Origin of the sequence: Schaalia sp. ORNL0103, from assembly GCF_019429565.1 — a bacterium.
In the GTDB taxonomy this organism is placed as follows: Bacteria; Actinomycetota; Actinomycetes; order Actinomycetales; family Actinomycetaceae; genus Pauljensenia.
This window is the reverse complement of record NZ_JAHXSA010000003.1, coordinates 166,231-179,225: the sequence shown is the minus strand read 5'-3', so window position 1 is coordinate 179,225 and position 12,995 is coordinate 166,231. Positions and strand designations below refer to the sequence as shown.

Below are 12,995 nucleotides of genomic sequence, written 5' to 3'. Positions count from 1 at the left end.
TGGCGGTTAACCGGGTTTGAGCGGCGCTCATTCCCTGTTGGCGCTCACTCCTCGTCCGCGAGTGCCTCCAGCGCATCCGCCGCAGCCTCGATCTGGCTGCGCGTCGGGCACGAGGCTGGGCCGACGGCCGTCGTGGACAGTGCGCCCGCGCAGTTGGCCAGCAGGAGCGCCCTCCCCATGGGGATACCATGCGCGAGGGAGGCCGCCAGGACACCGGAGTGTGCGTCCCCCGCGCCGTTCGTATCGATCGCCTCGACGTGAGGCGTCGGGATGTGGGCCGCATCCTCATTGCTGGCATTCGGCGCTGTCCCGGCGGGGCGCACAAAGTATGCCCCCGCCGCTCCCGCGCGCACGAGGACGGGACGGCCCAGCAGGCCGAGCATCGCGAGCGCCGCTTCGTGAGGCTCACGGCACCGGTTGCAGACGCTCGAATCCTCGCTCTGCTGACCAATCTCCTGGGCCTCCCTGTGGTTCATCGACACAATGACGTCATCGGAGGGCAGCTCCTCTGGGATCCCGATGACGGGGGAGACGTCCAGGATGACGCGCACGCCCTCGGGCAGGACGCGCAGCGCCGCCTCCGCAGCCACGCGGTTCGCGGGGTGGTCCATGAGATATCCGTCGACGTAGAGTACGTCGCCCGGGTGCATCGTGCGTACGAAGTCCGCCCATGCGCTCGCGGGTGCCATCGTCTCGGCGCCCTTTGTGGAGATGAAGGTGCGCTCGCCCGTGCGGTCCGTGAACGCGATGCAGAACCCGTTGTCAATGCCCGCGATGCGAGGCCCGAAGTCCGTGATTCCCTCTCGCGCGAGCGCCGCCTGGATGAGCGAGGAGTAGGGGCCGTCGCCGATTGGGCTGAGGGAGACGGCCTCGGCCCCCATGCGGCGCGCCGCCACGAGGGCATTGAAGCCTCCGCCCACGTGCATTCCCTCGTCGATGGCCCACACGTCGCCGCCGGGCGAGGGCAGAGCTTCGCCACGAACGGCGAGGTCCACGAGGATCTGGCCCATGAGGACGACACGGCCCGCGGGGGAGGCCGGCGACGAGGTCGGGGCAGGCTCCTCCGGAGATGTGACGATGCGTGAAACCTCGGGCCTGGCGTCCGAAGGTCCGACAATCGCCTGATCGCGCAGCGCCAGGAGATCCCCGGCGACGCTGGACAGGCCGAGTTGGGAGACCTCCTCGATCATCGAGAGGCTGTCTGCGGGGAGAACCTCGACCCCGAGGGCCGCGCCCAGGATTGCACCCGCGATCGCGCCGATCGTGTCGGTGTCGCCGCCCAAGTTAGCGGCGTCCAGGAGGGCCTGCGGGGAGGGATCTCGAGCGAGCAGCGCGAAGGCCATGGGGATCGCGTGGGCCGAGGCCACGGACGTGCCCACCTGCTCGACGAGGCATTCTAGGGACGAGGACGCGGGGTTGGCGGCCAGCTGCATGGCCCTGCGCGTCGCGGCAACGACGTCCGGGTCCGGGGTCCACGCGCCGCGCTCGGGGAGGGAATCGACGTAGGTGAGGGCCTTCCACAGCAGGCTCCTCAGGTCCAGGGAAGGTGAGCGTGCCGCGTCGATACCCATGGACACGGCCGCCGCCACGAGGGCGGCTGACTGGAAGCCCTGTCGCGTCGCGTGCGTGACCCGGCATGACGACCACACGGCCTCGGCGAAAGCCTCCGGATCCTCCGTCGAGACCGCAATACCGATCGGCGTGACGCGCATTGCCGCACCGTTCGTGGTGCCCTCGCCGCCCACGGTCAGCGGGTCCTCGCCCGCGCGCACGCGCTCGAGCGCAGCCTTCGTCGAGGGGCCCAACAGGTCGAGTGAGCCGCGCTCGATCATCGAATCCTCCCAGGCCAGCAGGGCGTGGGCGAACTCGACCGCATTGAGGGCAACGCGACCCGAGGACGAGGCCCGGCCTCGTAGTAAGAGAGACGCGACCAACAGCGCCTGTTCCGTGTCATCCGTGACCGAGCCCGCCGGCATCCCCGGAGCGTAGGGCTGCGAGGCGTCACCGTCGACGAGGCCGGTGATGCGCCCGTACACCGAGCGGATCTCCTGAGGGGACATTGCCTGCGTCGGCATGCCCAGCGCGTCGCCGAGCGCAAGGCCGGCCAGGGCACCGTACGCGCGAGAAAAACGAGGATCCATGCTGCACCTCCGAACGCGGGCGCGCGCCCGCAGATAGCGTGAACGCCCCGGAAAATTCCGAGGCGACCAGTAGGCCCAGGGGGACTCGAACCCCCAACCTACGGATTAAAAGTCCGCTGCTCTACCATTGAGCTATAGGCCCAGCAGCCCCATTGTAGGAGGAAGAAGTCCCCATGGCCCAATCGAAGATGCCGCGACGCCCCGCCATGCTCGACGCCGCCCGGGCTGACGCCATCATCGGCGACGAAGACCCCGCGGCCACCGCGGCCGTCGCACACACCGCCGCCTGGGCCCTCATGGGCGTGGGCGACGAGACCTTCACCGACGCCGACGTCGCGCGCCTGCGCGAGACCGTGCGTACCAGCGGGGTCGACACGATCGCGCACGTGTGGTCGCGCAGCCCCGAGTTCACGCTCCCCGGGGCGCTGTGGCGCGTCTACCTGCTGCACGAGTGGTACCACCGAGACCCTCTCCTAGTCGCCGAGCGCTACGCCGAGGGTTCGCGCGCGCCCATCATCCAGGGCCTCGAAGCCCCCGTTGAGCTGCGGCCCCTGAGCCTCATCATGGAGGAGGTCGACTCGCTGCTGCGCGGCGACCTGACCGACGACGACCTCGACTACGTGCTCAGCGAGGCCTCGCGCGCCATGCGCGTGCTCGCCGCCGGCGAGGCCGGGGCCCTGTGGATCGAAGACCCCGCCGACCCGCTTGCCCACCGCGTCACCATGCGCCACTCCGCGCTGCTGGTCACTGCCGACGAGCTTGACGTCGCCGCTCGCGAGGCGGCCGTCGGCACCCTCGACTGAGCCCGCGTTTGCGGCGTCGGCGCTGATCTCGGCGTCCCCTGGACGGCCTCGTGGAAGGCCCGAACCGGGGTGACGTAGCGCGCCCACCAGGGCACGGGCGCGCGCGGGCGACTACCCTTGTCCCTATGCGTCCGATGCCAGCCCCCCGCCCCCAGCGACTCGTTCGCTCTGCGGGTGCACTCGTCTGGCGCTTCACTGACCCCGAGCGCGTCGCCGTCCCCGGTGAGCCCATCGACCCCGCGGACATCGAAGTCCTCATGGTCCATCGGCCGCGCTACCACGACTGGTCCTGGCCCAAGGGCAAGACCGAAAACGGTGAATCCCTCGTCGCCGCCGCGGTGCGCGAAGTCGAGGAGGAAACCGGCCAGATCATCACGCTCGGCGCGCCCCTGACGACACAGCGCTACCGCCTCGGCGGCGGGCAGACGAAGGAAGTCCACTACTGGGTGGGCACCCCTGTCCCCGCCGGTCACGCGTCCGAGCGCCTGCGTGCCCCCGTCGCGCGCGCCCCGCGCACCGAAATCGACCAGACCACGTGGACCTCGCCCGAGCGCGCCGCCGACATGCTCACGCGCCGAGGCGATCGCCGCCTCCTCGCCGACATCGTCGCTCGCGCCCGCGAAGGTCGCCTCGTGACCACGACGCTCCTCGTCCTGCGTCCCGGGCAGGGCCTCACTCCGCGCCTCGACGAGGCCGGGGACGCCCACGCGTCCGCCTCTCCTTCCGCTTCTTCCGGCGGCTCCGCGGCACCCGCCGAGGCAGCGGCTCCGGCCAAGGCTCGCCCCGCGCCGACCCCCGCGATGGTGGCCTCCGCTGCGGCCAGGAGGGCCGCCCAGGTGGAGCAGGCCTCGGCGAAGAAGGTTGAGAACGCGCCGGAACCTGTCGACCCGCCGCTCAGCCGATTCGGCGTGCGGCAGGCCTTCGACCTCATCGACCTGCTCTCGAGCTTTGGTGTGGCCCGCGCGTTCGCGTCGCCGGCCGCCCGCTCGCGCCAGAGCCTCACGCCCTGGGCGTCGATGGGTGGAGGATCGGTGACCCTCGTCGATTCCCTCGACCTGGCCGCCTCCGGCTCTGACGCGCAGGTCGATGCCGAGGCGCGCCTCGGACGCGTCCGCGCCTTCGCGGCCGAGCGTCTGCGCGAGCACGCCGCACCCACGGTCCTGTCGGTTGCGGGAACGGCTCGCGACGCCATCATCGAGGAAATCCGCGCCTATGCGTCGGCTCCCGTCGCCGGCAGCGAGGCCCCGTCTCTGAGGCACGGCCAGGTCCTCGTCGCCCACGTCGAACACGCCGGCGACGCCCCCACGGTCGCCGCCCTCGAAACGCACGGCGTCACCACGAAGGACCCCGCCGCCCACCCGCGCAAGGCCTCCAAGAAGCACTGAGGCGGCCCGGCCACAGCCGAACCGCCATCAGAGCGCGCATGAGTGCAGGTTACATGTTTGAGTTCCTCACCGACCGGGTGAGCTTACTGTCGTCCTTGGCAAAGACATAGCATTCCACCGTGTGATCGCCTTTTGCCCAGGTCTCCGCCTTGGGGGCAACCTCGCCGTAGTCCAGTGTCGATTCCTCGACGGGCTTGCCGACGTAGTGCTCGAAGATGAGGGCGCAGATCTCATCGCTCTCCTGGACAAACTCGTCTTCAGATGGATAGCTAGTTCCTGCGAACTGAAAGATATGGAAGGTCTCCGCGTCATGTGGCTGGTTGCAGTCGACAACCGTGACGTTAGTGTTATCGCCCGAAGCGAACTGGTAGCACTCTCCGACCTGGGGTTGCAGGTAAGTGTTCGCACTCGCGGAGGCCGGCGGCGCTGCTGCTGACGATGCGGGTGTGGGCATGCCTTGTGAGGGATTGGGGGATCCGGACTTCGGCTTGGAGCATCCGGACAACCCCAGGCTCAGGATGGCTGCCGAGACCCCGAGGATCAGCGCTGGGCGCGCGGCGTGGGATGTGAAAGAGTGAGGGGACATGATTCTCCTTGATGGGGCGTGGTCGATGAGGCGTGATGGTCGAGGAGGACTCGCGATACGCACGATAATGATCAAGATCCCCGATGATGTTCGGAGGCTCGACGGACCCTACAGGCCCGACTCCTTCACCGACGAGGTGAGCTTCGAATGATCCAACGGACGCGCCAGGCACACAATTGATCGATCTTTTTGCGCCCACGAATCCTTCGTCGGGATCATCCACGTCGCGTCGAGGGACGAGGTCAGGTAATCCGACCCCACGTACGCGTCGAACGCGGAAATGCACTCGGTTTCGGCCTGCCGGTTGAGCGCCTCGGCGCCCGGGAAATCCCCGTCCGGCGCGGACGCCAAGGCGAAGACCTCAGCGTCGTGCTCGCGCGTGCAGCTGGTCTTATCGATCGTCGTCGCCGTGGTCACGCTCTTATCCTCCGGCAGGAGGATGCACTGCCCGACCCGCATGTGCATGACGGACGAATCCGAGCATGCCGCGAGCGGGGCGGCGGCAAGAGCGACGACCGCAGCCGTCACGACGAGGCGACCACGCATCAGTGAACTCCCAGAGGCAGCGCCACGATGATGTACACGATGCCCGACACCAGAGCGGCGGCCGGCAGGGTGAGGAACCACGCGATGACGATGTTGCCCGCGACGCCCCAGCGGACCGCCGAGAAACGCTTCGTGCAACCCACACCCATGATCGCCGTCGACACGACCTGCGTCGTCGAGATGGGGGCGTGAATGACGTAGGAGCACAGGTATAGGATCGAGGAGGACACGGCCTCGGCCGTGAAACCGCGAGCCGGGTCCAGGTCGATGATCTTACGGCCGATCGTGCGCATGATGCGTCCGCCGCCGGCCATCGTGCCCAGCGAGATCGCCAGAGCACCCGAGATCTTCACCCACAGCGGCACGTTCATCTCACCCGTGACGGGATCGAGGATGTTGTGGGTCTCGCCGTAGCCGCCAGCCAGCAGCGCCATGACGATGATGCCCATCGTCTTCTGCGCGTCCTGGATGCCGTGGCCCAGGGCCATGGCCGCCGAGGAGAAACGCTGACCGGCGCGGAAGCGGCGCATCGTGCGGTGATACTGCGCCTTGCGCAGCGCCCACAGCACGATCTTCATGGCGATGTAGCCGATGACGAAGCCGATGATGGGGGAGGCGAACATCGGGATCACGACGTGGCTCATGATGCCCCACCAGTGCACGACCGTGCCGCTCATGAGGCCCGCGCCCACCATGCCGCCGATGAGGGCGTGCGAGGAGGACGAGGGGAGTCCGAACCACCAGGTGATCAGGTTCCAGATGCAGGCGCCCAGCAGGGCGGCCAGGATGATGACCAGGCCCTTTTGCTGCATCTCCGGCAGGGGAGACTCGGCATAGTCGCTGATCGAAATGATGCCTTTGCCGACCGTCTTTGCGACGGCCGTGCCCATCATGGCGCCGATGACGTTCATCGTTGCGGCCATGAGGAGCGCCGCGCGAGGAGTCCACGCGCGCGTCGACACGGAGGTCGCGATCGCGTTCGCCGCGTCGTGGAAGCCGTTCGTGTAGCTGAAGAACAGCGCGACGGCGATGACGACGCAGACGAGGATCAGATTCAGATCCACGGCTCAGGATTCCTTCAGTGCGAGGGACTCGATGACGTTGGCCAGCTCCTCGAAGGCGTCGGTGCAGGACTCGAGGCCCTGGACGATGTCCTTGAGCTTGATGATCGTGATCGCGTCGAGGCCGGAGTCGAACAGGGCCGTCAGCGTGCGGCGGTAGGCCAGGTCGCCCTCGTTTTCGAGACGGTTGATCTCGATCCAGTAGTCGCGCATATCCACGGGCGACTTGAGCTTGGGCATGTTCTCGGCGGTCAGGTCCGCGCAGTGCTTGATGACGGCGATCTGCTCGTTGAGCAGGGAAACCAGGGAAGTGGGGATGTCGGCAATGCCGTAGACGACCAGGAGGTCGCCGGCCTCGTCGATGAAGTCGAGGCAGTCGTCCAGGTGGGAAGCCAGGGACTGCAGGTCTTCGCGGTCGAAAGGCGTGATGAACGAGGAGTTGATGCGCTGAACGATCGCGTGGTTCAGTTCGTCACCGCGGTGCTCGACCTCGTGGAGCTGATCGCGCAGGGCGATGCGCTCCTCGGGGGAGGCGGCGTAGATGTGCGTCAGGAACTCGACGGCCTGCACGAGCTGGCGGGCCTGGGATGTGAAGTCTTCAAAAAAGTCAGGGCCTTGGGTCTTGTTTCGGAATCCCATGGTGTATTCGGTCCTTCCAATGGTGAACAGCACTGTTGTGCTACGTGTAATCGTCGGTCATGGGATGGTGAGACTTCAAGTTCAGAGATGGAATTGTGACCCCATATTGGGTGTTCTATCTCACGGCGATGGGTGAATGGACGACTTCCGTCGCATTCACGAGGTCGGGGCGGGGTAGGGCGCCGAGAATGGGCCTTGTAGATGGGTTAAAGGTCCCTATCGGCCGGGCGGTGTGTGACTTGTTCGACTACGATTGAGGTGTGACCGGGACCAAGCTCCCGCAAGCGCGGGTGAGAGGTCCGGCATGATTGATTCTGTCAATCGAGGACGCAACTGCGGCCTCGACAATCCGAAATGCCTCAGGAGGCAAAATGTCCGTGACCGAACAGGACGTGCGTGCAGCCGCTCCGGCGAACGCTCCCGAAGATGTCATCAAGTGGGTTGCTGAAATTGCTGAGCTGACCACGCCTGACGCCATCGAGTTCTCCGACGGCTCCCAGGAGGAGTGGGATCGCCTGACCTCTCAGATGGTCGAGAGCGGCATGTTCACCAAGCTCAACGAGGAGAAGCGCCCCAACTCGTTCCTGGCTCGCTCCAAGCCGTCCGACGTTGCGCGTGTTGAGTCCCGTACCTTCATCTGCTGTGAGAAGGAAGAGGACGCCGGCCCGACGAACCACTGGGCCGACCCCAAGGAAATGAAGGCCACCCTGCGTGAGAAGTTCACGGGCTCCATGAAGGGCCGCACCATGTACGTGGTGCCCTTCTCCATGGGTCCCCTGGGCGGCCCCATCTCCCAGCTCGGTATTGAGATCACCGACTCCCCCTACGTTGTCGTCAACATGCGCATCATGACCCGCATGGGTGCTGCTGCCATGGACCTCATCAACGAGGGTCGCGTGTGGGTTCCCGCCGTTCACTCCGTCGGCGCTCCCCTCGAGCCCGGTCAGGAAGACGACAACTGGCCCTGCAACGACGAGAAGTACATCACCCACTTCCCCGAGACCAACGAGATCTGGTCCTTCGGTTCGGGCTACGGCGGCAACGCCCTGCTCGGCAAGAAGTGCTTCGCCCTGCGTATCGCCTCGACCATGGCAAAGCGTGACGGCTGGATGGCCGAGCACATGCTCGTCCTGCGCCTGACCCGCGAGTCCACCGGCCAGCAGTTCCACGTCACCGCCGCCTTCCCGAGCGCCTGTGGCAAGACCAACCTCGCCATGCTCCAGCCCACGATCCCCGGCTACAAGGTCGAGACCGTCGGCGACGACATCGCGTGGATGCGTCCCGGTGAGGATGGCCGCCTGCGCGCCATCAACCCCGAGGCTGGCTTCTTCGGCGTTGCCCCCGGCACCTCCTACAAGACCAACCCCATGGCCATGGAGACCGCCAAGGCCAACTCCATCTTCACGAACGTCGCCCTGACCGACGATGGCGACGTGTGGTGGGAAGGCATCGACGGCGACGTTCCGGCGCACCTGATCGACTGGCATGGCAACGACTGGACCCCCGAGTCCGGCGAGAAGGCTGCTCACCCGAACAGCCGCTTCACCGTCCCCGCCGCGCAGTGCCCCATCATCTGCCCCGACTGGGAAGCCCCCGAGGGTGTCGCCGTTGACGCCATCCTCTTCGGTGGCCGCCGCGCCACCAACGTCCCGCTGGTTGCCGAGCAGTACGAGCCCGCCCACGGCGTGTTCATCGGCGCCTCCGTGGCCTCCGAGGTCACCGCTGCTGCGACCGACGTCAAGGCCGGCTCGCTGCGCCACGACCCCTTCGCCATGCTGCCCTTCTGCGGCTACAACATGGCCGACTACTGGGGCCACTGGCTGGAGATGCAGGACAAGCTGGGCGAGAAGTTCCCGAAGGTTTACCAGGTCAACTGGTTCCGCAAGGACGAAGACGGCAACTTCATGTGGCCCGGCTACGGCGACAACTCCCGCGTCCTGGACTGGATCGTTCGCCGCGCCGCCGGCGAGGTCGAGGCCATCGACGGCGTGACCGGCCGCTACCCGAAGTTCGAGGACTTCAACCTCGACGGTCTGGACATCGACGAGGCCGTTTGGGCGAAGCTCTTCGCGATCGACCCCGACGCTTGGGCCGCCGAGATGGACGACACCGAGGAATACTTCTCGCAGTTCGGCGACAAGGTTCCCGCCGCCATCACCGAGCAGCTGGCCAAGTTCCGCGCGCGTATCGCCGCCGCGAAGCAGGCCTGATCAAAGCGGACCTGAGGGCGAGCCCCGGAGGAAACTCCGGGGCTCGCCCCTTTTTCTCACCGGTGGAGTGCTGAAACACAGAGGAAAGATCTCGAGCGCGGCCAGCCCCAGCCTCGTCGATAACGAAGCGAAAACTGACCGGGTTGTGTCAACGAGGAGCCGGAGGGGCTACACTGGGACAGCATCCGACCGCGCACGCAAGGAGAGCCCGTGCCCAACTACTTGACGAACGACGAGCTGGCCCACGCGAAGAGCCTGCTCGATCGCATGACCACCATCTACCAGCACACCGTCGTGGGGCAGGAAGGCCTGCGCCGCGCGCTGACCGCCTCGCTCCTCGCCGGCGGCCACGTGTTGGTCGAGTCCGTGCCCGGCCTGGCGAAGACGACGGCCGCGCAGACCCTCGCGTCCGCAGTGTCCGGGACCTTCCACCGTATCCAGTGCACGCCCGACCTCATGCCCAATGACATCGTCGGCTCCCAGATCTGGAACCAGGAGCGCGGCGAGATGGTCACCCAGCTGGGCCCCGTCCACGCGAACATGGTCCTCCTCGACGAGATCAACCGTTCTTCGGCGAAGACCCAGTCCGCCATGCTCGAGGCCATGCAGGAACGCCAGACCACGATCGGCGGCGTCAACCACAAGCTGCCCAGCCCCTTCATGGTCATGGCCACCCAGAACCCCATCGAAGAAGAGGGCACCTACGTGCTGCCCGAGGCGCAGATGGACCGATTCCTCCTCAAGGAGGTCATCACCTACCCGACGCCCGTCGAGGAGCTCGAGGTTCTCACCCGCATCGACTCCGGCCAGATGAGCTCGCAGGCCTCGGTCGCACCCATCACCCTCGACGACGTGCGAGCCCTGCAGGAAGCGCGCCGACGCGTGTTCGTGCACGATACCCTCAAGGCCTACATCGTCGACATCGTCAACACCACCCGCGGCGCCGGCCCGAACCCGCTGCCGGGCTGGAACAAGCACGTGCGCGTGGGCGCCTCGCCCCGTGGTGGCATCGCCCTCATGCAGATCGCGCAGGCGATCGCCCTCATGGCGGGACGAAACCACGTCATGCCCGACGACATCAAGGAAATGCGCTACGGCATCCTGCGCCACCGCATCATCCGTACCTTTGACGCACTGGCGGACAACGTCTCCATCGAGGGCCTGATCGACGCCGTGTTCAACGCGGTGCCCGTGCCGTAACGATTCTCCCGCCCGCCGCCAACGCCCTCGAGGAACGCAATGCCTGTACGCTCGCGCGAAATCCACGCGCTCTCCACGCGCATCCAGCTGCCCGTCATGCGCAAGCTGCTGTCCATCATGGATGGACAGCACTCCGCGCTGCGGCAGGGACGCGGCTGGGAGTTCATGGACCTGGCTCCCTATCAGCCGGGCGACGACGTGCGCGAAATCGACTGGGCGGCGACGGCTCGCACCGGTTCGCCGGTCATCAAGAGGCACGAGGCCACGGCGAACCTGCAGGTTATGCTCGTCGTCGACACGGGCCGCGAAATGGGTGCTCTCGCCCCGTCGGGTGAGACGAAGGAAGAGGTTGCCCTCGCCGCATGCGAGGCGATCGCATGGCTGAGCGTCGCGCGCGGAGACCAGATCGGCCTCGTCGCCGGTGACGCCGAGCGCGTGCGCTTCATGCCCGCCCGATCCGGCAACGCCCACGCCGAAACCATCATGCGTCGCATCGAGGAGGACATCACGCTGTCCTCCCCGCACTCGGACGTGCCCAAGCTCTTAGCGCGCGCGCGGACGGTGACCCGACGCCGCAGCCTCATCGTCATCGTCACCGACGCAACCCAGCCGGAGCCAACCCGCCTGTCCGATGACCTCATCAAGTCCCTGTCCGTGCGCCACCAGGTCATCCTCGTGAGCGTCGAGGACATCGACCCGACCTCCCTTGAGGAGGGAACGAACGTGGTCGACGTGACCGAAGGGCCCCTCCCGGACTTCCTGCTGCGCGACTCGCAGCTAGCCGGGGAAGCCGCCAATCTCGTGGCGATGCGCCGACACGCGGTCGCCCAAATGCTCGATAAACGTGGGGTGATCCGCGTGGACGTGGGCTCCAGTCAGGACGTCCCGCGCGCACTCATGCGAGCCCTCGAAAGGGGAGCACATGTCCGGTGATCTTACCAACGGCCTGAACGATCCCGCGCTCTACCCGAACTGGATGTGGATCCTGGGGACGGTACTCGTCGTGGCCGTCCTCGGGTGGATTGTCTACAGCATCTGGCGCTGGTGGACGTCGCGTATCGGCGAGGTCATGGAACTTCAGACGATCACGGATGCTCGCCGCAAGAAGTACCTCACCTACATCGATCAGATTGCCGACCGCTACGCCGACGGTGACCTGGATGCGCGCGGCGTTCACCTGGCGCTCGCGGGCCTCATGCGTGCCCTGGGCACTGAGCGAACGGGCCGAGACCTCGAGGTCGCGACCGTGTCCGAGGTGCGCGAGCTTGTCCCCGTGTGGCCGGGCCTGGCCGACATCCTGCAGGCCTGCGAAATCCCCAGTTTCTCGGGCGATGAGATCCCGCAGGGGCAGCCTTCTCATGAGGCCGTCACCAACGTCTTGACCATGGCCGTGGAGGCGGTGAACGTATGAGGTTCTGGTGGTTGATTCCCATCGTCCTGGCGGTTGTCGCAATCGCGACGGTCGTCGGGTGGCTGCTCGCGCGTCGCGCCGGCGTGCGTTCGGGCAAGAAGGGCTGGGTTGCTAACACCGGCTACCTGCGGGGTCTGCCGAAGTACCAGGCGCTCGTGCGTCGCACTCGCGCCTCGCTGGCCATAGCCTTCGTCTGCTTCCTGATCGCCGTCATCGCGACCTCCGTGTCGGCGGGCGCGCCCGTCGACCGCTACGTCAAGCACGACAAGTCTGCGAGCCGCGACATCGTCCTGTGCCTGGACTCGTCCGGATCGATGCTGCCCTACGACTCAAAGATCGGCGGGGCCTTCCGGCAAATCATCTCCCACTTCGAGGGCGAGAGAATCTCGCTCCAGCTGTGGGACGCCTACTCGATGACGATGTTCCCGCTCACCGACGACTACGACATGGCCACCGACGTTCTCCAGGACATGTCGGACACGATCGACACCGGCCTCATCCAAATTGGTGGAAAGGTGTCTGGAACAAGGGAACTCTTCGAGTACTTGGAGCCCGTCTTGGACGAGAATCAGGAAGTCTCCTCGCTCGTCGGCGACGGTCTGGCCTCGTGCGTCATGGGCTTCGACCATAACGACAAGCAGCGGTCTCGTACCATCCTGCTGGCCACCGACAACGAGGTGTACGGCGCCGGCGTCTACGACCTGAGCGAGGCGATCGAATTCGCGAAGAGCCAGGGCGTGACGGTCACCGCCCTGTACCCGGGATCGGATATCAGCCTGAGCTCCGCGGCCCTGCAGCTGCGTGACGAGGTCCGTAAGACCGGCGGCGACTTCTACGATGCCTCCTCCCCGTCGGCCGTGGATAGCGTGGTGAAGCAGATCGAGGCCGAACAGAAAGAAGAACTCGACTCCGCTGGAAAGATGATGGAGACGGACCGCCCCGGCGCCGCCTTGGGGTGGACACTCGTCGGCGTCGTGTCCCTGCTCGGTCTGCTGGCGTTCGGGAGGCTCTGA

The 12,995-nt window shown here is 66.5% G+C and carries 12 protein-coding genes and 1 tRNA gene; 7 read left to right on the top strand and 6 right to left on the bottom strand.

The annotated features are described in order from the left end of the window. Nucleotides 1-44: 44 nt before the first annotated feature. A complete protein-coding gene (locus tag JJJ16_RS09260) occupies nt 45-2,141 on the bottom strand; it encodes a PfkB family carbohydrate kinase (RefSeq protein ID WP_219752427.1) in 2,097 nt (698 codons plus the stop codon). Between the two features lie 70 nt (nt 2,142-2,211). Further along, a tRNA-Lys gene (locus tag JJJ16_RS09255) sits at nt 2,212-2,283 on the bottom strand. A gap of 31 nt (nt 2,284-2,314) precedes the next feature. On the opposite strand from JJJ16_RS09255, the gene JJJ16_RS09250 reads away from it, so the two are divergent. Beyond that, a complete protein-coding gene (locus JJJ16_RS09250) occupies nt 2,315-2,944 on the top strand; it encodes a hypothetical protein (protein WP_219752425.1) in 630 nt (209 codons plus the stop codon). Nucleotides 2,945-3,078: 134 nt separating this feature from the next. Further along, nucleotides 3,079-4,329 carry an NUDIX hydrolase gene (locus tag JJJ16_RS09245; protein WP_219752526.1) on the top strand — a complete coding sequence of 417 codons (1,251 nt, stop codon included), beginning with the start codon at nt 3,079-3,081 and terminating at the stop codon, nt 4,327-4,329. 49 nt (nt 4,330-4,378) lie between these two features. Here the strand turns inward: JJJ16_RS09245 and JJJ16_RS09240 are convergent, their stop codons facing one another. From JJJ16_RS09240 to JJJ16_RS09225, 4 genes are all read right to left on the bottom strand, one after another. Further along, nucleotides 4,379-4,915 carry a septum formation family protein gene (locus JJJ16_RS09240; RefSeq protein ID WP_219752423.1) on the bottom strand — a complete coding sequence of 179 codons (537 nt, stop codon included), beginning with the start codon at nt 4,913-4,915 and terminating at the stop codon, nt 4,379-4,381. Between the two features lie 108 nt (nt 4,916-5,023). Then, entirely contained in the window at nt 5,024-5,461 is a 438-nt protein-coding gene (locus tag JJJ16_RS09235) for a septum formation family protein (protein ID WP_219752421.1), read from the bottom strand. Then, entirely contained in the window at nt 5,461-6,525 is a 1,065-nt protein-coding gene (locus tag JJJ16_RS09230; protein ID WP_318836547.1) for an inorganic phosphate transporter, read from the bottom strand. The genes JJJ16_RS09235 and JJJ16_RS09230 overlap by 1 nt, the downstream gene beginning before the upstream one ends. A 3-nt stretch (nt 6,526-6,528) precedes the next feature. Next, nucleotides 6,529-7,161, bottom strand: coding sequence for a DUF47 domain-containing protein (locus JJJ16_RS09225; protein WP_219752420.1), 633 nt, complete (start codon nt 7,159-7,161; stop codon nt 6,529-6,531). Nucleotides 7,162-7,532: 371 nt separating this feature from the next. Here JJJ16_RS09225 and JJJ16_RS09220 point away from each other — a divergent pair, with 371 nt between their 5' ends. From JJJ16_RS09220 to JJJ16_RS09200, 5 genes are all read left to right on the top strand, one after another. Next, entirely contained in the window at nt 7,533-9,371 is a 1,839-nt protein-coding gene (locus tag JJJ16_RS09220) for a phosphoenolpyruvate carboxykinase (GTP) (protein WP_219752418.1), read from the top strand. A 210-nt stretch (nt 9,372-9,581) separates the two neighbouring features. Further along, on the top strand, nt 9,582-10,571 hold the full coding sequence (locus JJJ16_RS09215; RefSeq protein WP_219752416.1) for an AAA family ATPase: 990 nt from the start codon (nt 9,582-9,584) through the stop codon (nt 10,569-10,571). A 39-nt stretch (nt 10,572-10,610) separates the two neighbouring features. Further along, complete coding sequence (locus JJJ16_RS09210) at nt 10,611-11,504, top strand: DUF58 domain-containing protein (protein WP_060565881.1); 894 nt, start codon at nt 10,611-10,613, stop codon at nt 11,502-11,504. Further along, nucleotides 11,494-11,982 (top strand): hypothetical protein, encoded by a 489-nt coding sequence (locus tag JJJ16_RS09205; protein ID WP_219752414.1) that lies wholly within the window; start codon nt 11,494-11,496, stop codon nt 11,980-11,982. Before JJJ16_RS09210 ends, JJJ16_RS09205 begins: the two co-directional genes overlap by 11 nt. Then, nucleotides 11,979-12,995 carry a vWA domain-containing protein gene (locus tag JJJ16_RS09200; protein ID WP_219752412.1) on the top strand — a complete coding sequence of 339 codons (1,017 nt, stop codon included), beginning with the start codon at nt 11,979-11,981 and terminating at the stop codon, nt 12,993-12,995. The genes JJJ16_RS09205 and JJJ16_RS09200 overlap by 4 nt, the downstream gene beginning before the upstream one ends.

Excerpts from the sequence above, each read along its gene's own strand:
- JJJ16_RS09220 (WP_219752418.1), top strand. The coding sequence starts at position 7,533 with ATGTCCGTGACCGAACAGGACGTGCGTGCAGCCGCTCCGGCGAACGCT.
- JJJ16_RS09250 (WP_219752425.1), top strand. The coding sequence starts at position 2,315 with ATGGCCCAATCGAAGATGCCGCGACGCCCCGCCATGCTCGACGCCGCC.
- JJJ16_RS09245 (WP_219752526.1), top strand. The coding sequence starts at position 3,079 with ATGCCAGCCCCCCGCCCCCAGCGACTCGTTCGCTCTGCGGGTGCACTC.
- JJJ16_RS09225 (WP_219752420.1), bottom strand. The coding sequence starts at position 7,161 with ATGGGATTCCGAAACAAGACCCAAGGCCCTGACTTTTTTGAAGACTTC.
- JJJ16_RS09235 (WP_219752421.1), bottom strand. The coding sequence starts at position 5,461 with ATGCGTGGTCGCCTCGTCGTGACGGCTGCGGTCGTCGCTCTTGCCGCC.
- JJJ16_RS09260 (WP_219752427.1), bottom strand. The coding sequence starts at position 2,141 with ATGGATCCTCGTTTTTCTCGCGCGTACGGTGCCCTGGCCGGCCTTGCG.
- JJJ16_RS09210 (WP_060565881.1), top strand. The coding sequence starts at position 10,611 with ATGCCTGTACGCTCGCGCGAAATCCACGCGCTCTCCACGCGCATCCAG.
- JJJ16_RS09205 (WP_219752414.1), top strand. The coding sequence starts at position 11,494 with ATGTCCGGTGATCTTACCAACGGCCTGAACGATCCCGCGCTCTACCCG.
- JJJ16_RS09240 (WP_219752423.1), bottom strand. The coding sequence starts at position 4,915 with ATGTCCCCTCACTCTTTCACATCCCACGCCGCGCGCCCAGCGCTGATC.
- JJJ16_RS09200 (WP_219752412.1), top strand. The coding sequence starts at position 11,979 with ATGAGGTTCTGGTGGTTGATTCCCATCGTCCTGGCGGTTGTCGCAATC.